This window comes from Chitinophaga pinensis (genome assembly GCF_007896845.1).
GTDB lineage: Bacteria > Bacteroidota > Bacteroidia > Chitinophagales > Chitinophagaceae > Chitinophaga > Chitinophaga pinensis_C.
In genome coordinates this window covers 78,752-101,266 of record NZ_VOHS01000006.1, presented here as the reverse complement: position 1 = coordinate 101,266, position 22,515 = coordinate 78,752, and the positions used below count along the sequence as shown (strand labels likewise).

The window sequence follows — 22,515 nt, the reverse complement described above, 5'->3', positions numbered from 1 at the left end:
TTTTGTTTAGTCCTTATGAAACACACAGGTATAGATGCACCTCTCCCATTAAGAGGTAACACATTATGTTACTCCATAAAAAATTTACTTGCAATGCTGAGATTAAAAAGCAGATTTCGATATACCGCCTGGCACAGTTTCCTTCTTCTTACAATAGACTAGCTTACGAAAATGGTACCGGGGATAAATAATTCGGCATAGGTATTTTATCTATTTATTCCCGCTACCTCTATTGTTGAAATTTCCATTGTTCTACATGTCCCTATTCTTTCGCTTTCCTCAAATCACACATTAAATAATATCATTATTTCACATTCGAACGCCAAGCTAAAAAATAAAAACAGAACGAGCAAGAAACATTTAACAGATTTTTGTGTTCTAGTTAACAATTGGGTTAAAATGATAATATTACACAATGAAATAAGAAAATAGTATTACTTCCTATTTCAGATTGCTTTCATTTTTTAGGTTAATCGTTTCGTCTTCTTTCTCATACGTCAGGTAAAGCATCACAAGTGTTAACATTTCATCTGTCGATTTCATGTCTCCGTTCGAGTAAATCAGCCGTGGTGGCGACGATGGGTTAGCCGGGTTAGCAGCGGTGTTATCGTAGGTCGCCTCTATATGGATGATCGTACCCTTGGGTAACTTCAATAATTTCCGATACCAGTAGACCTCCTGCCATTTGAAGTCCCAGTCAGTTACTGATACCATTTTAACTGTGTCTCCAGCAGGTGTAACGCCAAATGCCTTAAATTTTGTTCCGATGTAGTGCATGTGTGGCCACACATACATGATCGATTGGTCTTCAGGCACTGTAACTTTAAGACGGAAGGTTTTCACCGCATCCGCCGGTATATAAAAGTAAGGGTCGATGTCCTTCTCTCCTACTCCGCCTGATCCGAAACTTACAGCCCGGATCTCTCTTTTGACAGGCGTTTTGGTAAAAAACAGCTGAATCCCACTGATATTATCTTCATCTTTTCCGACCGGTGCATAGTGTACTGTCAGTAATATGACACCCCGCTTAGGCATTATCCAGCCGATATTTTTAGGGTAAGATTCACAGGTAGCGCCTGGAATCCATCCTCCGTAGTAAATCATATGCTGGCGAAACGGCACATACTGCACATACTTGTTCCGGTCGTCTTCTGTCAGATTGATATAGTCCTGTCCGGCATAAATATCCAGTCCAGGGTCAGACACTGCATCAATTTCATAATTAGCATGATGGATCACTTTCCGGTTATTGGATACGAACTCGATCGCTTCCACATTCATATCGGCGGCTAACTCGAACGGTATTTTATATACAATGAACCGTTCTTTGTTATCGCCCGGAATATGAAAGGGTTTTGGCATCTGCAGTACAGTATCCGGTTTGCGGTTATAATGTGTTCCCTCTACGAAGTGTACTTCCTCCTGCCGGGCAGTTTCTTTTCCTTTCGGCATTTTAGTGTCAGCCCATTCAGCGATCATGGCAATCTCTTCATCCGTCAGTCTTCTTTCATTGGCGAAAGAGGCATAGTGACTATCTGCTTTCCATGGCGGCATGTACCTGCTTTGGGTGACCTGTTTTATGAATGTGGCCCTTTTGGCAACATCATCATATGTCATCAGTTCAAACGGTGCAGCATCTCCTTTTTTATGACAGGGTGTGCAATTAGCGTGAATGATCGGCGCTATATGCTGATTCCACGTAATCTTCTGCGCTGACGCAGCCGGCATCTCCCATAAAAAAAGCGATAGTAAAATTATAACAACCCTGCACCGCATACTCACCTGATTGGCATATTGACTTAATAGTTACTGATAAGACAACCTATTGGTTGTGTAGCATATGTCAGGTCACTTCCTGACAAGAGGTTTTCAATCGCCAGCGCCAGGTACAGCTTTGTTGCTTTTGCACGTTTGGTACCCAGACCGGTTACCCAGTCATCAATCAGTCCTCTGTAATATTCACGTCCGTTCTCACCTATCAGCAGTGCTTCCGGCGTAACCGTTGCTCTTAATGATGCTGCTGCATGTTTATCCGGATCCATCAGTATAGGAAAAGTGATCTTGTAATCTTTAGCGTATGCTGCAACAATTTCTTTTGTAAACGTTTTTCCGCTCACGATACCATAAAATTGTATTTCAGGATATTTCTGCTGCATCGCCTGTAACACGGGGGCATAGTTTTTACACAAAGGGCACTCAGGTGAAAGGAACAGGTATACAACTGCTTTTCCTCTTGGCTTTATGGTATGCGTTTTTCCGTTGTAATCTTTCAGGCTCCCTCCTGTTGTAAATCCAGTGCCGGCTATCAAATTTGTCGTAATGGTTTGTAAGGATAGCAGCCCTGTTAACAGGACACACACAAGTAGTTTAGGCATAGTGGCTTTCGTTTTCTCATAACAATAAATCCGATCGTTGATGATGCAGAGTGGTGTAAGACCAATACTCAGGCTCTCATAGATTCCTACAGATGATCCGGTTGATAAAATCCCTTAGTTGTTTTTCACGTGGAAGCAATATACAATAAAACAGGTAATAAAAAAACTCCATGCATGATGCATGGAGTTTTTCTGATAGCTCTTGAGTATTAGTGCTTAGCCCACCAGAGCGGTGTCAGTACAGCATCTGATCCTCCGAGGAGAGAAACCGCTGCTGCATAACCGGCAGGGTTGCTGTTAGACAGACTGCTTGGGTATCTGATACGCTGTGGGAAGAACTTGATGTCGCTGGTCATATAATTGCTGGCAGTCAGGCCTGGCAGGTTTGGCAGCGGACGTTCAATCGCCGGATTCTCATAGAACGGCAGACCAAGTCTACGTTGATCGTTCCATGATTCCAGTGGCAACCAGGGCACTTGTGCAATAAATTTCTGCGTAATGATCTTGGTCAACGCGTCGTTCTTCACAGTACCACCTTTATACAGTGTGTTGGAAGGATAAAGGATGTTGGCAGTACCCGGTGCTTTGGTATAAGCATCGATGTAGCTCATGGCATGTGTTGCAGGAGGTTCTGCATTATGTCCCCAGCTTACAGAAGTACCTACGTTATTGTAAGCAGTAGAAGTCAGGTAAGCTCCGAGGAATTCGGTTACACCCCAGTATTCAAAACTTTTTGCGATACCTGTCTCATATGCCGCCTGTGCAGATACTGGTGTAGTCCAGCCTTTTACAGCAGCTTCTGCCATCAGGAAGTAAGTTTCCCATGGAGCAAAGAAAATACGCTGATTTTTACTGTTTCTGAAACGCTGTGCCAGACGAGGGTTGGTACCCGGATAAGTGAACAGGAAGTTCTTCGCACCTTTCTCACCCCAGTCACCTGTGGTAGAAGCATTCCATGTGAATGTCGCGTCAACTTCGCCATAACCATCCATACTACGTTTTACTGTTCTCGCATCGTTAGTATAGCTTGGATAAAAAGAGAAGTCAGGGTTATTGAACTGACCCGGTATGATAAACGCTTTATAGGCACGTGGATCCATTGTTTTATGCAAACCATCAAACCAGTAACCGATCGTTGGTTCGTTAGACATTGAAGCCATGTGATTAGCAAACTTCAGACCCAGATAATCAGCATCCTTGATAAAAGCATGCAGCGAATCAGGCAGCTGCTGTTCGGAGGTAATACCACCCAGACCAATATAGAGATTGTTCAGTGTGGCTGACAACAGCTGTGCATTCCATTCACGGCTCATTACACCTGTCAGGTCATCCCAGCCTTCTTTTTCCTGCACTTTAAAAGTCTGATCAGCATCAGTGATCAGCATACCTGAAGCTGCAGCTGCTTCAAATTCTGTTTTTGCTTTTGCTCCGTCTACTTCTGATAAACGCATTGCCAGACGCATACGCAGTGAGTTGGCATAACGTTTCCATTTTTTATAATCGTAGCCATATGCAGGATCGAATTTATCCAGTCCATCTGCATTTACTACAGATTCATCAATCGCTGCTACTGCTTCGGTCAGTTCTTTCAGTGCATAGTAATACACATCTTTCACACTGGAGAAAGTTGGATTCTTACCCTGAAAACCTTCAATAGGCATAGGACCGAAGTTATCAGACGCCTCGCTCAGCAGGTAAGCACGCCAGATACGCGCAACCTGTAAGAGGTTTTTGGTGTATGGTTTTGCAGTATTAGCCGCAATTCTTGATTCTGCCAGTTGCGCTGCCAGGTTCACTCCATTCAGCCAGCCGGACACCTGATTGTAATATGCTGTTGTCCAGCCATCATCATAGCCACCGCTGGATAAACCGCCCTGTCTGTGCTGACGACCTGCAGTTTTCCAATAGAGCACGAAAGATCTTTCTGCCACATCCGGGTTCATCTGCGCACCGGTAATTGCACCGTTGATCGCATATTCAACCTCTATCTGACTTTCGCTTGCGGAGTTCGGATCGTTGTTGATCTCCTCAAATTTGGAGCATGACTGAAACAGCATGCTACCGGCCATTAATATACAAGCACTCTTTATTATACTTTTCATAAATTCTTTTTTTCAGCAGTTAGAAACCAATAGATACGTTGAACAGGAAAGTGCGGGAAGTAGGCGCACTACCAGCTTCGAAACCTATAGCATTCGTGTTGGTCGCATATACAGACTCAGGATCTATACCTTTCATGTGGCTGGAAATGAGCCATACGTTTGTGCAGGACAAACCTACAGTTGCTCTCTGTACCAGTGTTTTTGACAGTAATTTAGAAGGCAGATTGTAAGCGATATTCAAATTTCTCAGACGAATGTTAGAAGCATCGTACAGGTTAGCTTCTACGATACCTACGTTTCTTACGTTGATACCATCCACCCAATATTGCTGAGGATTAACCGCTACAGTATTCTGATCGTATGTTTTGGTTGCATCATTGTATACAACACCATCTACTACGATCGGATCACGTTTTCCGTTCACAACAGTTTCTGCAGCTGCACCACCTCTCTGTAAAGAAGACAGGGTACCGGAGAACATCTTACCACCGAAACGGCCATCTACCTGGAAGCCCATAGACAGGTTCTTGTAGTAGAAGGTGTTGGAGATACCCAGCATTGCACTTGGCTGTTGATTACCTAATCTTACTTTATCACTGGTAGCCAGAGGATAACCACTTGCGCTAACGATCTGTTTACCGAAAGCAGGGCTCGCAGGATCTGTTACTCTCTGGTATGCAGTACCCCAGATCTCACCATATTTCTGGCCAGCTGCTGCATAGATCTGTACATCATCAAATCCACCCAAAGAATACAGGGAAATATCCGGAGAAATTGATTTCACAGTGTTCTTGTTGTTGGAGAAGTTCGCACCCATATCCCATGATAAGCCAGAAGGATTATCAATCAGACGGGCATTCAGCATCAACTCAATACCTGTATTCTCGATATCACCTGCATTAATCTTTCTGAAGGAATAACCACTCAGCGGATCCATTGGCAGATCAATCAGCTGACGGGTAGCATTGGATTTATACCATGCGAAGTCAACACCCAGACGGTTGTTGAACAATTTCAGTTCAGCACCAACTTCTGCGGATTTAATCAGCTCACTTTTTACAGTAGGATCGAACAGGGTGTTCTTTCTTTTAACAACAGTGTTGCCGTTAGGATCTTTACTTACATCATAGGTATTGTACAGGCTGTAAGGAGCAAGGTCATTACCTACCATTGCATAAGACGCACGTACTTTACCGTATGATATCCACTTAGGCATCTCGCCACCCATGTGACTGATCATGTCTGTCACGATGAGGGAAGTGCTCACAGATGGATAGAAATAAGATCTGTTAGCTTTGCTCAATGCAGAAGACCAGTCGTTACGTAATGTTACGTCTACGAACCAGTAAGCGTCCCAGTTTGCACCGATTGAACCATATACGGAATTGATTCTCTTCTCAGTTGAAAGCGGCGTAAGCGTTGGATTAGAACGGCCGTTGTTCAGGAAGAAGAAGTCAGGGATCTGCAGTTCACCCACATTCGCCTCCAGACGGTCACGTTGCTGCTTCATCAGGTTACCACCTGCTGTGATTGCACCACCGAGTTTACCAAACAGATTGTCTTTGCGGGCAGTCAGCAATGCACTGTAGTTTACTTCAGAGAAGGTTTCTTTAGTGCGGTTGTAGCTACCGTTTGCCGGAGATGGACTACCTGCATAACGTTTTGCTTCTGCATTGGTACCATAAATATCAGCACCTGCTTTCAACTCAGCGTTTAACCATGAAGTGAAATCATATTTCAATGATCCTGTCATCAGGAAACGGTCTCTGATATCTTCGTTCAGGTCATACAGCTTGCCCCAGTATGGGTTTACTGCATTTCCGGAACCAAACCATAACATTTTACCGTTCTCTCTTTTAGCAGCGCTGAAATCTCTTATATCAATATTGCTTGGCAGTGCATAAAGTGTACGGAATACGTTACCGGTATTATCACCATTCTGAGGGCGGTTGTTTGCCTTTGAATTGATGTACTGTACTTTGGTATCGCTGGTCCAGCGTTTGTTGGCACCAAAACGGGATACTGCACGTGCAGTCAGGTTGGTACGGTTCAGTTTACTGCCAGGGATGATACCTTTGTCAGTCAGGTGTGTAATAGAGGTATAGATAGAAGTACCTTCACTTACCTGCTGTTGAAAGGAAATTGTGTTTTTGAAGTTCAATCCTTTATCGAAGTAGTTCTTCACGTTGTCATAAGACTGCAGGGTTGTTTGTTTACCTGACCAGTCTGTTACGCTACGACCATCGATCGCTGGTCCCCAGCTGCTACCGGACAATGGATCGAAAACACCTTCACTACCCTGAGCAAAAGTATTTTGTCTGTCAGGGCTGGCAAAGATTTCAGAGAAACCTACCTGAGAACTGTAAGTGATACCTGCACCTTTCTGTTTTCTACCTGTTTTAGTGGTGATGAGGATAACGCCATTACCTGCACGGGAACCGTACAATGCAGCAGCAGAAGGTCCTTTCAGCACTGACATTGTCTCAATGTCTTCAGGGTTAACGTCAGCAAGACCGTTACCCATGTCTTTGGAAGGGTTCCAGTAATCGTTATTGGTGGCACCGGTGAAGTTATCTAACGGAATACCATCTACGACAATCAGCGGCTGGTTAGTTCCGGTCAGGGAGTTGTTACCACGCAGCGTGATCTTTGTAGAACCGGCAGGACCATTACTGGAGCGTAATACCTGCAGACCAGATACTTTACCAGTCAATGCATTTGCCAGGTTGGATTCTCTTGCTTCCACCAGTTTGTCACCACTTAATTCCTGCAGTGCATAACCCAGTGATTTCTTTTCACGTTTGATACCCAATGCAGTTACTACTACTTCACCGAGGTTTTTGTTATCTACTACCAGACTTACATTTAGGCTGGAGTTGCCATTTACGGCTATTTCCTGTGAGATAAAACCGATTCCGGAAATTACCAGCACAGCTTTGGGGTTTACCTGTAATTTGAAAGATCCGGCCGCATCTGTAAGCGCGCCGTTTTTAGTGCCTTTTTCGAGGATCGTAATGCCTGGCAGCGGACTGCCGTCTGCGTCTCTGATAGTACCTGATACCGCTTGTTTATCCTGAGCGGACACATTGAAGCATACGCATAGGAATAGCGATAAAAAGATCAGTAATCTTCTCATAGTTCGATAGATTGATGATGAATGTGGATAATAAAAAATATGACAATGCAACCAGTTAAACTGATATGCAAAAGTTGCATACAGCTAAGCAGCTCCCGTTTGTTTTTCCGTGTTTCTGTCCCTCTGTTTTGTTAATTAATTATTTAGAAAATTTCCCGAGTCCTGAATAATTAGTTGGTGGAATGATTTAGTTCCAGTTGATTTAAATATTGTTGATGACGTTTTCCTGCCAGAGCAGATGCTATAAAAACGTTTTAGTTGTTCTCGCTTACAGTTCGGTAAAAATACAGTAGTTCCGCGCTAATCAAATGACACAATGATGTTATATTCCTGAGTAGTAATACACGCAAAATATAAAACTATAACATGAAATGACCATGAAATGTTGGAACCATAAAAAAGCTATGTGGAAATACCTTGTTTTTTGAAAATTGATATAATAAATGCTAGCATAGTATCAGACATCCCATATCGTGGCTCGTGGAATCAGGCGTTCACATGGTGAACTGCCGGCATAGATGATTCTCTCTTTCTGAGTTCGAGAGACAGTACAACATGTTGTGGTTCACTTACTTCAGTGCTATGTTCCAGTTCTGCGATCAGCATATGTATCAGACGACGGCCTATTTCTTCTACCGGCTGTGCTACGCAGGTGATAGAAGGACTATGCAGACGGAAAATGTCATGATCGTCGAAACTGACCATGCCTATGTCTGTACCGATATGTAATCCGATAGAACGGATGCTTTCAATACCACAGATACCCAGATAGTTAGTAGCAAAAAACAAGGCATCAAGGTCTTTGTTTTGCTGTAGGTACTGGGTAATTTCCTGAATAAATCCTGCCCTGTCAAGGTCAAAAGGGAGGCGTTTGATTACATTCTTACCGGCGGGAAGATCATGTTTCTTCAAAGCATCTACAAACCCATCCAGACGCTGTTGCATCTGTATCTGAGCGGAAGTAGTGGTGATAATACCGATCTTTTTATACCCCTGTTCTACAAGATGACTGACAGCCGTATAGGCTCCCTGAAAGTTATCTACTACTACATAGTTAGAATCGGCAATATTGGGAAAGTAACGGTCCATCAGCACAACCGGCTTCTGGAGGGCGGCAATTTCCTTATCAAGATTGAGCGTAGGGGTGATAATATAACCATCTACCTGACGGTAACGAAGTACCTCAAGCAGACCTTTGGCTTTCTCTTCATTGTCTTCCGTACTACCGAAAAGCACTTTATAACCAAACTTATCCGCTTCGTCTTCTACCACTTTGGCAACATTGGCAAAAAAGATGTTGGCGATATCTTCGACCATTAATCCGATAGTTTTCGTTTTGCCGGTGCGTAACCCTCTGGCAAGCTGGTTGGGCTTATATTTCAGTTTTCCAGCTATTTTCAGGATCCTTTTGCTGACCTGTTCACTGATTCTTTTTTCTTTGCCTTTACCGTTCAATACAAAAGAAACTGTTGTAGGAGAAACACCTGCCTCTTGGGCAATATCTTTAATGGATATTCCTTTCACGAAATTCAGATTTGGTTTGATATTCGTTAGAAAATTAGAATCTTAAGTGCAGATTGCCAAATAAAATAATAGCAGGGGCCGTATTTTTTCAATGTGATTATTACGAATAAATGATGCTTTTTTAACCAAAATTTGATAATTTGGCACTTTCTGAGGAAAAGTTCTGTCAGGGGGATTTTAATTACTGCCGGCATATTATGGCAGGGGTCATATACCAGGATAGTGTTTACTACTATTTCGAGAGTCATTACAGGGTTAAAGGGAAGTTTAAATTTATAATTACATGAAACCCATACTTATAAAAGTGGGGGCATTTGCCGACAATCAGATCACCATCATTGAGCGATGTGATCCTTATTTCAATACACCGTTTCACTTTCATCCGGAATGCGAACTGGTATTCGTGATGGAAAGTAATGGTAAGAGGATCGTGGGAGACAGCATTGAAAGTTTTGATGTAGGCGACATGGTATTTCTGGGGCCACATATTCCACACGTATGGTATAATGATGAAAGCTACCACAAAAATAACGATCAGCTGAAAGCAAGGTCAGTAGTGATCTATTTCCCGAAAGATATCTTCGGAGAGAAATTTTATGGTCTGCCGGAAACCAAGTCACTCACAGATCTCTTTCATAGAGCGCAACGCGGTATGAAAATACTGGGACCAACCTACGACCTGCTGAAAGAACACATATTATCCCTGCCTAAAAAGGAAGGACTGGAACGTATTATCTCCCTGCTCAGTATCCTTAAGATACTGGCGGAGACAAAAGACGTGCAGTACCTCGCCAGCACAGGTTATTCACATGCCTTCAATGCCAAAGACAACCACAAGATTGATGAAGTATTCAAGTATGTGATGGGTAATTTCTCCAAAGAAATATCCCTGCAGGATGTAGCCAGCATTACCAACCTTTCTCCACAGTCATTCTGCCGTTTCTTTAAGAACCGTACGAAGAAGTCTTTTGTACAGTTTCTCAATGAGGTACGTATCGGCCATGCCTGTAAACGACTGACAGAAGAAGACTGGTCTATTGCAGAAATCGCCTATTCCTGTGGATTTAAGAACCTTTCCAACTTCAACCGCTTTTTCAAAGAGATTGTTGGTAAAACACCGAAGGAATATAAGAACGAATTAAGACTGAAAGAAGCGTGAGAGATACGCTTATAATAGCTTACTCCTAAAAATAGTAAGCCTATGCACTGATCCTCAGCCAGGTAAGCACCATGGCGCGGATAGGCCATTGTAAATTATTTGGTAATTGATTAAAATGTATTAATTTCCTTCCGGCTGATAACGAAAGATGCCAATATAAATGGAGTTATTTGCTGATAATAAACCATTTATCAACCAAAATCTTTTTTCTGTATTCCATGTATAGTAATTATACTGACCAAGAATTACTATCGCTGCTCCAACAAGACAGTGTAAATGCTTTTAACGTTATTTATGAGCGTTACAGTCAACCTTTATACCTTTATATCCTCAGTAAAATAGACGGTGCAGAAGCCGGTAAGGACGTTCTGCAGGACCTGTTTACCTCTCTCTGGGAAAGAAGGCAGTCCATTAGTGTCAATGAATCTCTGAAATCTTACCTGTACCAGTCAGCCAGACACAAGATCATTGATATCTACCGTAAAAATTCCACCTACCGTAAGTACCTGCAACAACTGATTGAGCACTTCGACGTACAGCCGGGCGGCATTGCCGAACTGGTTGACAGCAAGACCCGTACACAGGATGTGTTTGAAACCATCAATCATCTTCCCGAGCGTATGAAAGAGATCTTTATGCTGAGTCGCGTTGAACATCAGACAGTTGAGCAGATAGCCGTCAGGCTCGGACTCTCCCAGCAAACCGTTAAAAATCAAATTACCAAAGCCCTTAAGATACTTCGGGCCAATCATGCCAGAACAGATCTCGTACTATTTTTACTCACAACACAGGCGATGTACTCATTTTTTGCCAATTAATGGTACTTCTACCGCTCTGGTACGACATCAGATTATCATTGGGACATTTCAAAATTGCAAGCAGTGGAGCAAGATAAGATCAGGAAAATATTAGAACGTTATAACGAAGGCCAATGCACTCCGGAAGAAACAGCAGTTATCGAAGAGTGGTTTAACAGCATTGGCGACCAGTATACGTCGCCTAAAAATGAGCGCGAGATTCAGGCAGACCTCGCAGCAGTACAGCGTACGCTCATGAATCATATACAACCTGCCACCCCGGTACGCCGCCTCATGCGTTCCTGGTATTACGTAGCAGCCGCTGTTGCCGTACTGGTAGCCGCAGGTGCATGGTTTTTCCAACAAAAACAACGGGCAGCCAACCCCTCCTCGCCAGAACAACCTCTGGCAGGAAACATTGCCCGGACCAGCCGTACCGTGGCCGATGGCTTTGTCACCGTCAATACGCCCAAAGGTAACCGGGAACAACTGGTACTGGAAGACGGTAGTACAATCGTGCTCAATGCCGCTACCCGCTTACGCTATCCGGAACATTTTACAGGCAATAGCCGCGACATATACCTCGAGGAAGGTGAGGCATGGTTTGATGCCGCCCCGAAGCCTGAAAATGCATTTACCGTGCATGCAGGCAACGTCAGCACCATCGCCCTTGGTACTACCTTCAATGTGCGTGCTTACCCACACGAACAACAGATCACCGTGGCCCTGCTGACCGGCAAGGTGAAAGTCACCACCGCCTCTCAGGCCCCTGTTATTTTACAGCCAAGCGAACAGGCTAGCTTTGACCGCCGTTCATTACAGCTGGTGAAAACAACATTTAACACGGAAGAAACTATTGGCTGGCAAAAAGGATATCTGGTGTTCAAAGACGCTTCTTATGAACAGGTACGCATCGCTATCGAAAACCGGTACGGCGTAACTATCATTAATCAAAGCGACAAAAAAGACTGGACCTATACCGGCAACTTCAGACAGGAAACCCTGGCAAATGTGATCGAAACCATTTGCCTCACAGAATCACTTTCCTACACCATCGGAAAGGACACCGTACTATTAAAGAATAAATAAAAATATGCTGACAATACAATTGCCCCGTCAGCGGGCGCAGAACTTTTCACGACTAAAGCTGCTTTGTATTTAAACGTAAATGGGGCTATATGATGGGAGAATCATACTTCTGCAGAGTATGTATTATTGCCAGCTTCCTGTTAATGACCTCATTGACAGGAGTCACTCCCCTGCGTGCCCAACAATCCGCTTCCTGCCCCCAATGTGTTACCATCGCCGCCACTAATAAAACCCTCGCGGAAATCATGGCGGAGGTATCCACACAAAGCAGACTCAATTTCCACTACGACAAAACCGCCATAGACCTGCGGAAGAAAATTTCCCTCCACTGTAAAGACCTACCCATTCAGGATGTACTCGATAAACTATCCGTCCGTACCGGCTTGTCATTCCTCGTAAAAGGCGATAAGATCATAGTATGGGCCGGTATGCAGGAAACAACCGCCTCCGGCATGGAGACCGCTGACGGGAATGAACAGCTACAGATATCAGGCCGGGTAGAAGACAGCCGCGGACGACCACTTCCCGGTGCTACTATCCTTGTAAAAGACTCTCATAAAGGGGTACATACAGACGATGAAGGTTACTACAGCATCAAAGCAGCTCCCGCAGATGTACTGGTGTTCCGTTCCGTAGGATTCATCAATAAAGAAATCAGTATCAGCGAACGGCTGCTGATCGATGTTACACTGACAGAAAGTGTGCAGGGACTCAATGAACAGGTAGTAACCGCACTGGGTATTCCTAAAAGCAATAAAGAGCTTCCTTATGCCACCGGACAACTGCTCAATGAAGATATTTCCACTGTCAAAGACGCCAATGTGATCAACAGCCTGTCCGGGAAAATCGCCGGTGTCATGATCAACAGAAGCGCCTCCGGTATTGGCGGCTCCGCCAGAGTGATACTGAGAGGAAACAAATCTACCCGCGAAAACCAGCCCCTGTATATTATCGACGGTGTACCAATGGCCAACTTCACACCTTCACAACCAACCGATATATGGGGACAATCATCTGGTATCGTCGGTACCAGCGGAAGAGATGGCGGAGATGGTATCTCCAATATTAACCCTGACGACATTGAAAGCATCAGCGTACTAAAAAGTGCTTCTGCGGCTGCCTTGTATGGCAGTCAGGCCGCTAATGGCGTGATAATGATCACTACTAAAAAGGGACTGGCAGGGAAAGCACGTGTCAATGTATCATCTGATCTGATGATAGATAAACCGCTCCTGCTACCGGATCTGCAATTCCGTTACGGACAAACAATCCGCCCTTATAAAGACGATAAAGACAATCTGCAGCCGGGTTCTTCTGACAGCTGGGGTAATAAAACAACCGCCCGTAATCATGTAAAGGACTTCTTCCGCACCGGTCTTACCTCGACGAATGGTATTTCTTACAGCGGAGGAGTTGCCAATACGCAATATTACCTGTCATATGCCAATACGATGAACAGGGGTATATTACCTGCCAATAATCTGCAAAGACATACTTTCAACACACGTATCACAGCGAATCTGCTCAAAAAGAAGCTGTTGGTAGACGCCAACTTCTCTTACCTGATACAGGATGTCCGGAACAGACCTTCCTCCGGACTGTACTACAACCCTCTGACAGGCCTGTATAACCTCCCCAGAGGGCTAGATTTCGATAACTACAAACAATACCAATACTTTGATACCCAGCGCAATCTGCCGCTACAGAACTGGTGGAATATCCACAGTGACCTGAACTGGTCCGGACTGGACGATCAGCAGAATCCATACTGGATACAATACAATGCACAACGCCATGAAAGCAGGAACCGTACAATGTTCTCGCTGACTTTAAAATATAAACTGAAAGAATGGCTCTCCCTGCAGGTCCGGGGAAATGTAGACAGAAGTTATGATCTCTACGAAATGTCTGCCCATGCAGGAACACAACAGGTGTTAAGTCCGCCGAATGGACGCTACACCCGCGAAGCTGAACATAACACACAACTCTATGGCGATATGATGCTGACTGCCAGTCGCCAGTTATCCCCCAGCTTCAAACTGCAAACCATGCTGGGTGTCAGTATCACAGATGTGAAAGCGCATGACCGCTCTCTGGTCAGTACCAATCCGACGGCTGCGGAAGGACTCGTTATTCCCAACATCTTTTCTGTACATAACATCTCTCCCAGCGCCCTTGATGCGCAACAAAGTATAGATAAAAAGCAGCTGCAGGCCCTGTTTGGCAGTGCACAACTCAACTGGAAACAGCGCATTTTTCTGGATATGACAGGCCGTAATGACTGGTCAAGCACCTTCGCATTTACGCCTATCAAAAGCAAAGGTTATTTCTATTATTCAGCGGGTGTAAGCTCCGTATTGAGCGAGTGGTTTACCTTCCCATCTGCCATCAGTTTCGCGAAAGCGAGAATATCTTATGCAAAAGCCGGTAACGACATTGCACCTTATGCATCCCGTCCGGCCCGCTTTTTATTACAGACAACCGGTGGCGTCACAAGGGTCAATTTCAACACCCGTGCACCTTATCCCGGTATCTATCTGAAACCGGAAGATAACCGCTCACTGGAAGCAGGCGCTGAAATACGTTTTTTACAGGACCGTATCGGCATAGATCTGACCTGGTATAAAAACAATAACTATCAGCAGTACATGGAAGTGCGCGCACCTTCCGGCTCAGGCTATCTGTTCTATTATCTGAATCTCGGCAATATCCAGAATCAGGGCTGGGAAGCAGCAGTAAATCTGGTACCGGTACAGCATGCCGATCTGAAATGGAGCAGCACATTCAATCTTACCATCAATAATAACAAGGTGGTAAAACTGAGTAATAACAGTATTCCAGGCGCCGGTCCGGACAACTACTATATCCTGACGGATTTCGTTACCAATATGTACGGATCCTTTATTAAGGAAGGTGGTTCATGGGGAGATATTTATACTAATAAAGAGCTTTATAAAAACGAGAAAGGACAGTTTGTAATTGACAGCAGAGGAAATCTTGAAACACGCAACGTACTGAAAAAAGTAGGCAACCCTAATCCCCGCTTTATGCTCGGATGGAATAACTCTCTCAGCTACAGAAGTTTTGCCCTGAGTTTTCTGATTGATGGCCGTTTCGGCGGCAAAGTCATGAGCGTCACCAATTCCGTATTGGATGCTTATGGCGTCAGTGAGGCCAGCGCAAAAGCCAGAGATGCAGGAGGTGTGACCATCAACGCAGTATATGAAAACGGCACCCCGCTTACGACCCAATACGACGAACGCAAATTTTACGCTACGATCGGAGGAAGAGCAGGCATCGGAGAAATGTATATGTACGATGCCACAAATATCAGGCTAAGGGAGATATCACTGACCTGTAAATTACCGTTAAAGAGCAAATGGATCAACAGACTGCAGGTCGGTTTGATCGGCCGAAACCTTTGCTTCTTCAGTATCCGTGCACCGTTTGACCCTGAAGTATCCATGAGCAGCGGCAATGGATTACAGGGAATAGATGCATTCGGTGTATCGGCACTAAGAAGTATGGGGGCCAACATTAAACTGGTTCTTTAAAAAGAGCTTATGAATGAATAAAGGAAAATCTGTCTTTGTAGCAATCACCATTCTGCTAACAATATTGATATTGCAGGTTGCCTGTACCCGCAACTTTGAAAGTATCAATACCAACCCCTATGACGTTTACGATAATGAACTGCAGGGTGATTTTAAACTGATTGGTGACCCATTGGTACAGTCAATGCTGAATGTCTATGTCAGCAATGACGTATCTGTCTTACAACTACAACAGAACCTGATGGGAGACATTTTCTCGGGGTATATGATGACGCCCAGTCCCTTTCAGGACAACCGTAATAATATTACCTACGATCTGCTCGACAACTGGAATGACGACGCGTGGCTGACTGCATATGGCAATGTAATGCCCAACTGCCGTTTCGTAATGGATAAATGCAGAGGCAAATATCCTGACTTCTATGCATGGGCCCAGATCATCCGTGTACTGGCCATGCACAGGCTCAGCGATATTTATGGCCCTGTTATCTACACACACTACGCTATTATTAATGAAGACAGAAGTATTGATTACGACTCTCAGGAACAGGCTTACGATGCCTTTTTTAAAGACCTTGATTCCGCCGTCACAGCATTGACATTGTATGTACCTTCTGCCACCGACAACAGGTTTAAAAAATTTGATCTTTCCTACAATGGTGATTATGTCAAATGGATCAAACTGGCAAACACTTTACGTCTGCGACTGGCGCTCCGTATTTCCAATGTGAATCCCTCAAGAGCCAGAAAAGAAGGTGAAGCCGCTATCAATCAGACATACGGCTTACTCAGCACATCAGATGAAAATTTCAATATCAATATATCTCCTGTCACACATCCATTGAACGTTATCTGTAATTCGTGGAATGATATCAGGATGGGCGCTCCCATGGAATCTGTCTTATGTGGATATCATGACCCCAGACTACCTTACTATTTTGTGCCTGCAGATACAAAAGATTCCATTTACCATGGTATCCGCAACGGCATCACCATCACCAGCAAAGACGTCTATGCAGGATGCTCCAAACTGGCATGGCAGCCTTCGCGTATACAACTTTGTACGGCTGCGGAAGCATGGTTTCTGCTGGCAGAAGCCGCCCTCTATTCATGGAAAGGCGCCGGTGATGCAAAAGAGAATTATGAAAAAGGAATCTATGCTTCCTTCAGACAATATAATATCAGCAGCAGCCGCTATGAGAAATATAAAAATGACGATACCCTTACAGCAAAACCTTACAGTGACCCTCATAATAACCTGAATAATATTCCGGCAGGCAGTCCTTATCTGAGTAAACGAACCATCAAATGGGTCCACAATGCACCTGTACATGAAAAGCTGGAGCGTATTATCACACAGAAATGGATCGCTGTGTTCCCCGACGGACAGGAAGCCTGGTCTGAATTCCGGCGTACCGGTTATCCAAAACTTTTTCCGGTGGTAGTCAACAACAGCGGTGGTAAGATCTCCTCTACCCTATTTATTCGCCGCATCCCTTTCATACAATTTGAATACGCTACTAATCCCGCAGGCGTAAAACGCGCTGTGAGCAAGCTTAAGGGAGATGACAACGGCGGCACCAGATTGTGGTGGGATAAAGAATAATTTTTTTTCACTTCGCATGGTACCATTTTAATTTCCACACGACACCTTTTTATGCGCACGGTATTACTTGTTGAGACACAAAGGGACAAGGCCGCGTATCACGTAATGAACATGTAACTATTAATATCAACTAAGACGAATCGCAACATTCACATGTGTGGAAACCACACTGGTATGCATTGTTATGCCGTTCATCAACCAAAAGAAACACGTATCACAGAAATAGTATAGATGGCTTCTGGAAAAAAGAATGCATGGATGCATCCCCGCATCCAGACGCCCGTACTATGTCAAAAAAGGGTTCAAACATTTCAACCAAAAGGAGTATCTATGAGAAGTAAACTACGCTTTAACAAAGCATGCGTTACTGCAGGAGTAATGCTCGGTCTGATGCTTACGGAAGGCATACAGACCACATACGCAGCTCCTATGCCCCTCTCCAGCATGAGGCAGCAGAAGCAGGTAAGGGGTGTCGTTAGGGACAAAAACGGCAATCCCATCCCAGGTGTCAACGTTCTGGTTAAAAATGGTGCAGTAGGTACTGCCACCGGGCCAGACGGAAAATTTGTTATCTCTGTTAAATCCCCTACTGACATTCTTGTATTCAGATTTATCGGCTATCTCACACAGGAAGTTGCGGCCGGTGAACAAAGCTCCATTGATGTAACCCTGCTCGAAGATGTTGCTAACATTAATGAAGTCGTAGTAACAGCATTGGGCATACGTAAAGAAGCGCGTAGTAACGGTTATGCCGTATCAAAAGTACAGGGCGCTGATATGACCAAAGCGAGAGAGATCAGCGTAGCTAATGCACTGGTAGGCCGCGTAGCCGGTGTGAACAGTGCTCCTCCTGCAACAGGTCCGGGTGGTTCTTCCCGCGTAACAATCAGAGGTAACTCTTCACTGAGTGGTAACAACCAACCTTTGTATGTAGTGAACGGTGTTCCTATGAACAACGCTAACCTCGGTTCTGCCGGTAAATGGGGTGGTACTGACCTTGGTGACGGTATCTCCAGCATCAACCCGGATGATATCGAAGATATGACCATCCTGAAAGGTGCAGCAGCATCTGCATTGTATGGACAACGTGGTGTAAATGGTGTTATCCTCATCACCACCAAGTCAGGTAAAGCTGGCCAGATGCGCGTTGAACTGAACAGCAACGTGACTGTGGAAAAAGTAAATGACTTCTTCGATTTTCAGGAAGTATATGGTCAGGGTATCAAAGGCGCCAAACCTACCGATCAGCAGTCTGCACTTAACAGTGGCTTGTCCAGCTGGGGTAGCAAACTGGATGGTTCTTCCACAACACTGTTTGATGGTAAAGCACATCCTTACTCCAAACAAGGTAACCATATTAAAGACTTCTATAAAACAGGCGCTACTTACAGCAATACCTTAGCCATCGCAGGCGGTAGTGATAAAACCACCTACCGTGTAGCATTGGGTGACCTGCGCAGCAAGGGCGTATATCCAAATACAGAGTATATCCGCGATAACGTAAACATTGATGTCAACTATAAGTTATCTGACAAATTCAGCGGACAGACCAATGTTATTTACGCGAAAGAAATCACTAACAACCGTTCTAACCTGAGTGATGCACCCGGTAATGGTAACTATGGTATCGCATTCCTGCCTGCCAACGTTGCCGCCAGCTATCTGGACCCCGGTTACGATGGCCAGTTCAAAGAACAGGTGTATAGCAGCGACCTTTTCAGCACTAACCCTTTCTTCGCAGCCAACCGCTTCCGGAACAATACAAAGAAAGACCGTGTGATTGGCGTAACCAGTCTGCGTTACACTCCGTTACCATGGTTATTTATACAGGCACGTGTAGCTAATGACTACTTTGGCTTCAATGCAACCTCTATCACGCCTACTGGTACTGCTTACCGCCCTGCGGGAAGTCTGGATCTGGAGCGTAACCGTCAGTTCAATGAAACGAACGTGGACGCGTTACTCGGTATCAACAAAGAAATCACCAGCAAGTTAAACCTGAGCTTCACTGCCGGTGCTAACCTGTTAAAGAAAGTAGACAAGGTGAATGACGTAACTGCATCCAACTTTGCTTTCCCGTTTGTATACAATCCGGCTACTGCTGCTACCAAGAACAGTACCATTATACAATACAATAAACAGGTACAATCTGTATACGGATCATTGGAATTATCATGGGCCAGCACTTTATATCTGACCGTTACTGACCGTAACGACTGGAGTAGTACACTGCCAAAGAAAAATAATTCCTATAACTATCCATCTGTAAGCGGTTCTTATGTTTTCTCTGAAAATATCAAAACCAACTGGCTCAGCTTTGGTAAAATCAGAGCAGGTTATGCACAGGTAGGTGGTGATGCGGATGAATATAAAACTGCGCTGTACTACAGCACACTGGGAAATACTGTCAATGGTGTACCATTAGGTGATATTGACAACAAAATTCCAAACAAAGAACTGAAACCACTCAAAGTAAAAGAGATCGAAGTAGGTGCTGAATTGAAACTGTTCGACAATCGTTTATTCGGAGATTTCAGCTGGTATAATAAACAGGCATCTAATGACATCGTAACGGCTACAGTATCTTCCGGATCCGGCTACACCAGCGCACTGGTCAACGTAGGTAAACTGGAAAACAAAGGTATTGAAGCAATGATCGGTGGTACACCGGTGAAAACTGCCAACTTCTCATGGACCACTACTTTCAACTTTGCTCACAACAAAAACAAAGTAGTACAGCTGGCAGAAGGTCAGGCATCTATGCTGGTAGAAGGTGGTGAATCGCGTACAGAAGATGGCTTCATCAACCATGTAGTGGGTCTGCCTTACTCCCAGATCATGATATATGATTTCAAACGCAACGCAAAAGGAGAACTGATCGTAGACGCATCTGGTGTGCCTCAGCGTACAGACGCACTCATCGCGGCAGGTTCCGGTGTAGCACCTTATACTGGCGGATGGAGCAACGAACTGTCTTATGGCAAGTTCCACCTGAGCTTCCTGATCGACTTCAAATCAGGTGGTAAGATCTATTCAGGTACCAATGCCAATGCTTATAGCTATGGTCTGCACAAAGAAACATTGGCAGGACGTGAGGGTGGTGTTGTAGTAACTGGTGTAACTGAAAGTGGTGATGCAAAAACAACAACCGTTGTGGCTGACGACTACTATGCAAGACTCTCCAGTATCTCTGCATTGCATGTATATAAATCAGACTTCATCAAATTCCGCTCACTGGCACTGACTTATGACTTTTCAAGAGCAGCTCTGCACGAAAAACTGAATGGTATCAGCATTTCACTGGTAGGACGTAACCTTTTCTACATCAAGAAATCTACGCCTAACATCGATCCTGAATCCAACTACAGCAACAGCAACGCACAGGGTCTTGAATATGCAGGTCTGCCTACTACCCGGTCTATCGGTGTGAACCTGAATGTTAAATTCTAAAATCTGGAATAATGAAATCTCTGCATAAACTAATACTTGTACTCTGTCTGCCGGCATTACTACTGGCACCGGCTTGTACGAAGGACTTTGAAGATATCAACACTGACAAGAATAAATCCGGCGAGGCCAGCGGCGTACCTGAATACAACTTCTCCCGCGCTGTGCTGGAATTCACGGGTAACAGTGACTATAGCTATGACACCTGGCGTGTAAATATCATCTACTGCGCGATGATGATGCAACAACTGTCTAATGCGACCTGGTATGCGGGCGACAAATACCTGCAGAACGACGGATGGGCCAGTGCATACTTTGAACGTGCTTATCCTGATCAGGTGAAATACATCACAGATGTGGTAAGAGTAACAAAAGACAATCCTTTCCAGACGAATCTGTATAATATCAGCCGTATCACCAAAGTGCTGATCTTCCATCGTCTGACCGACATCTACGGAGACATTCCTTACTCCGAAGCTGGTAAAGGTTATAGTGACCGCATTTTCACACCAAAATATGATGCACAGCAGGATATCTATCTGGATATGCTGAAAGAACTGGATGAAGCAGCGAAAGCATTGGATGCTACCAAACAGATACCGGGACAGGGTGATCTGATCTACAACAAAGGCGGTTCTCAAAGTGCTGCGCAAGTTGTAGCTAACTGGAAAAAACTGGCTTACTCCCTGATGCTGCGTCTCTCCATGCGTCTCACCAAGAGAGATGAAGCACTGGCAAAAAGCTGGGCAGAGAAAGCATATGCAGGTGGTGTGATCTCTTCCAACGCAGAGAATGCCTATATTCTGCACGATGCGACCGGTGGCAGAACTACCGTAAACAGAGTAAGCAACATCCTCTCCGGAGAATGGAATGCGATCAATACTCCCGGTGAAGCAAGCATCAGCAAAACCTTCATGGACTTCCTGAAAAACAACAGCGATCCACGTCTGCAATATGTTGCTGTCGTACCTGCGAGCAACAGCGAAGTACCGGCTGACCAGCTGGGTATGCCAAACGGTTTTGATACCAATGGTTCCAGCAGTCCTACTGATATCACCAAAGCACCTGGTTATCCGGGTGATCTGAAGAAATATTCAGTGCTGAACAAAAATGTATTACTGAAACTGAACGGACCATCCTTCCTTGTGACTTACGCCCAGACAGAACTCTTACTGGCAGAAGCTGCAAAAAGAGGATGGAATGTAGGATCCGGTGCAGCTACCCACTATAACAATGGTGTAAAAGCAGCCATGGAACAACTGGCACAATACAGCGCCTCCGCTTCTATCAGCAGTGAAGCTATTCAGACTTATCTGACAGCGCATCCTTATGTTGACGCTGACGGTTACAATCAGATCAATACACAATATTGGGCAGCTTGTCTGCTCGACTGGTATGAATCATGGTCCAACTGGCGCAGAAGCGGTTATCCGCAGCTGACACCTGTAAACTATGTTGGTAATGCCACCGGTGGAAAGATACCGCGCAGAATGCTGTATCCTTCTACAGAGTTAGCCTCTAACCCTACTAATTACCAGGAAGCCATTACAAGACAAGGCACAAATGCTTTGACCACCCCCGTATGGTGGGATAAGCAGTAACAATTCTCGTATAGCCATCTATACCGCTATAAAAAAAGCAGCAATAACAAGCCGGACCTATCGAGGTCCGGCTTTTCTTTTGGCCGGTACTGCTGTGCAACTACAGGCATCGCTCATTACCTTTA

General features: G+C 44.7%; 12 protein-coding genes. 7 read left to right on the top strand and 5 right to left on the bottom strand.

What is annotated here, in order from left to right:
* Positions 1-441: 441 nt before the first annotated feature.
* The 5 genes from FEF09_RS08215 to FEF09_RS08195 all read right to left on the bottom strand — a co-directional run bounded on the left by FEF09_RS08215 (position 442) and on the right by FEF09_RS08195 (position 9,137).
* Positions 442-1,728 carry a cytochrome c gene (locus FEF09_RS08215; protein WP_261387390.1) on the bottom strand — a complete coding sequence of 429 codons (1,287 nt, stop codon included), beginning with the start codon at positions 1,726-1,728 and terminating at the stop codon, positions 442-444.
* A 71-nt stretch (positions 1,729-1,799) separates the two neighbouring features.
* Positions 1,800-2,375, bottom strand: coding sequence for a redoxin domain-containing protein (locus FEF09_RS08210; protein ID WP_146304658.1), 576 nt, complete (start codon positions 2,373-2,375; stop codon positions 1,800-1,802).
* Positions 2,376-2,584: 209 nt separating this feature from the next.
* The gene (locus FEF09_RS08205) at positions 2,585-4,477 is read right to left on the bottom strand and encodes a SusD/RagB family nutrient-binding outer membrane lipoprotein (protein WP_146304657.1); all 1,893 of its coding nucleotides are present in this window, start codon (positions 4,475-4,477) and stop codon (positions 2,585-2,587) included.
* A 19-nt stretch (positions 4,478-4,496) separates the two neighbouring features.
* On the bottom strand, positions 4,497-7,613 hold the full coding sequence (locus FEF09_RS08200) for a SusC/RagA family TonB-linked outer membrane protein (protein ID WP_146304656.1): 3,117 nt from the start codon (positions 7,611-7,613) through the stop codon (positions 4,497-4,499).
* Positions 7,614-8,099: 486 nt separating this feature from the next.
* Complete coding sequence (locus tag FEF09_RS08195) at positions 8,100-9,137, bottom strand: LacI family DNA-binding transcriptional regulator (RefSeq protein WP_146304655.1); 1,038 nt, start codon at positions 9,135-9,137, stop codon at positions 8,100-8,102.
* A gap of 283 nt (positions 9,138-9,420) precedes the next feature.
* Between FEF09_RS08195 and FEF09_RS08190 the strand changes: the two genes are divergently transcribed.
* The 7 genes from FEF09_RS08190 to FEF09_RS08160 all read left to right on the top strand — a co-directional run bounded on the left by FEF09_RS08190 (position 9,421) and on the right by FEF09_RS08160 (position 22,390).
* Positions 9,421-10,296 (top strand): AraC family transcriptional regulator, encoded by an 876-nt coding sequence (locus tag FEF09_RS08190; protein ID WP_146304654.1) that lies wholly within the window; start codon positions 9,421-9,423, stop codon positions 10,294-10,296.
* Between the two features lie 218 nt (positions 10,297-10,514).
* Positions 10,515-11,114 (top strand): RNA polymerase sigma factor, encoded by a 600-nt coding sequence (locus FEF09_RS08185; protein ID WP_089808931.1) that lies wholly within the window; start codon positions 10,515-10,517, stop codon positions 11,112-11,114.
* 63 nt (positions 11,115-11,177) lie between these two features.
* Entirely contained in the window at positions 11,178-12,182 is a 1,005-nt protein-coding gene (locus FEF09_RS08180; RefSeq protein ID WP_146304653.1) for a FecR family protein, read from the top strand.
* Positions 12,183-12,271: 89 nt separating this feature from the next.
* A complete protein-coding gene (locus FEF09_RS08175; protein WP_146304652.1) occupies positions 12,272-15,736 on the top strand; it encodes a SusC/RagA family TonB-linked outer membrane protein in 3,465 nt (1,154 codons plus the stop codon).
* A gap of 13 nt (positions 15,737-15,749) precedes the next feature.
* On the top strand, positions 15,750-17,342 hold the full coding sequence (locus tag FEF09_RS08170; protein ID WP_146304651.1) for a SusD/RagB family nutrient-binding outer membrane lipoprotein: 1,593 nt from the start codon (positions 15,750-15,752) through the stop codon (positions 17,340-17,342).
* A gap of 330 nt (positions 17,343-17,672) precedes the next feature.
* Complete coding sequence (locus tag FEF09_RS08165; protein ID WP_186774240.1) at positions 17,673-20,792, top strand: SusC/RagA family TonB-linked outer membrane protein; 3,120 nt, start codon at positions 17,673-17,675, stop codon at positions 20,790-20,792.
* Positions 20,793-20,803: 11 nt separating this feature from the next.
* Positions 20,804-22,390, top strand: coding sequence for a SusD/RagB family nutrient-binding outer membrane lipoprotein (locus FEF09_RS08160; protein ID WP_146304649.1), 1,587 nt, complete (start codon positions 20,804-20,806; stop codon positions 22,388-22,390).
* Positions 22,391-22,515: the final 125 nt, after the last annotated feature.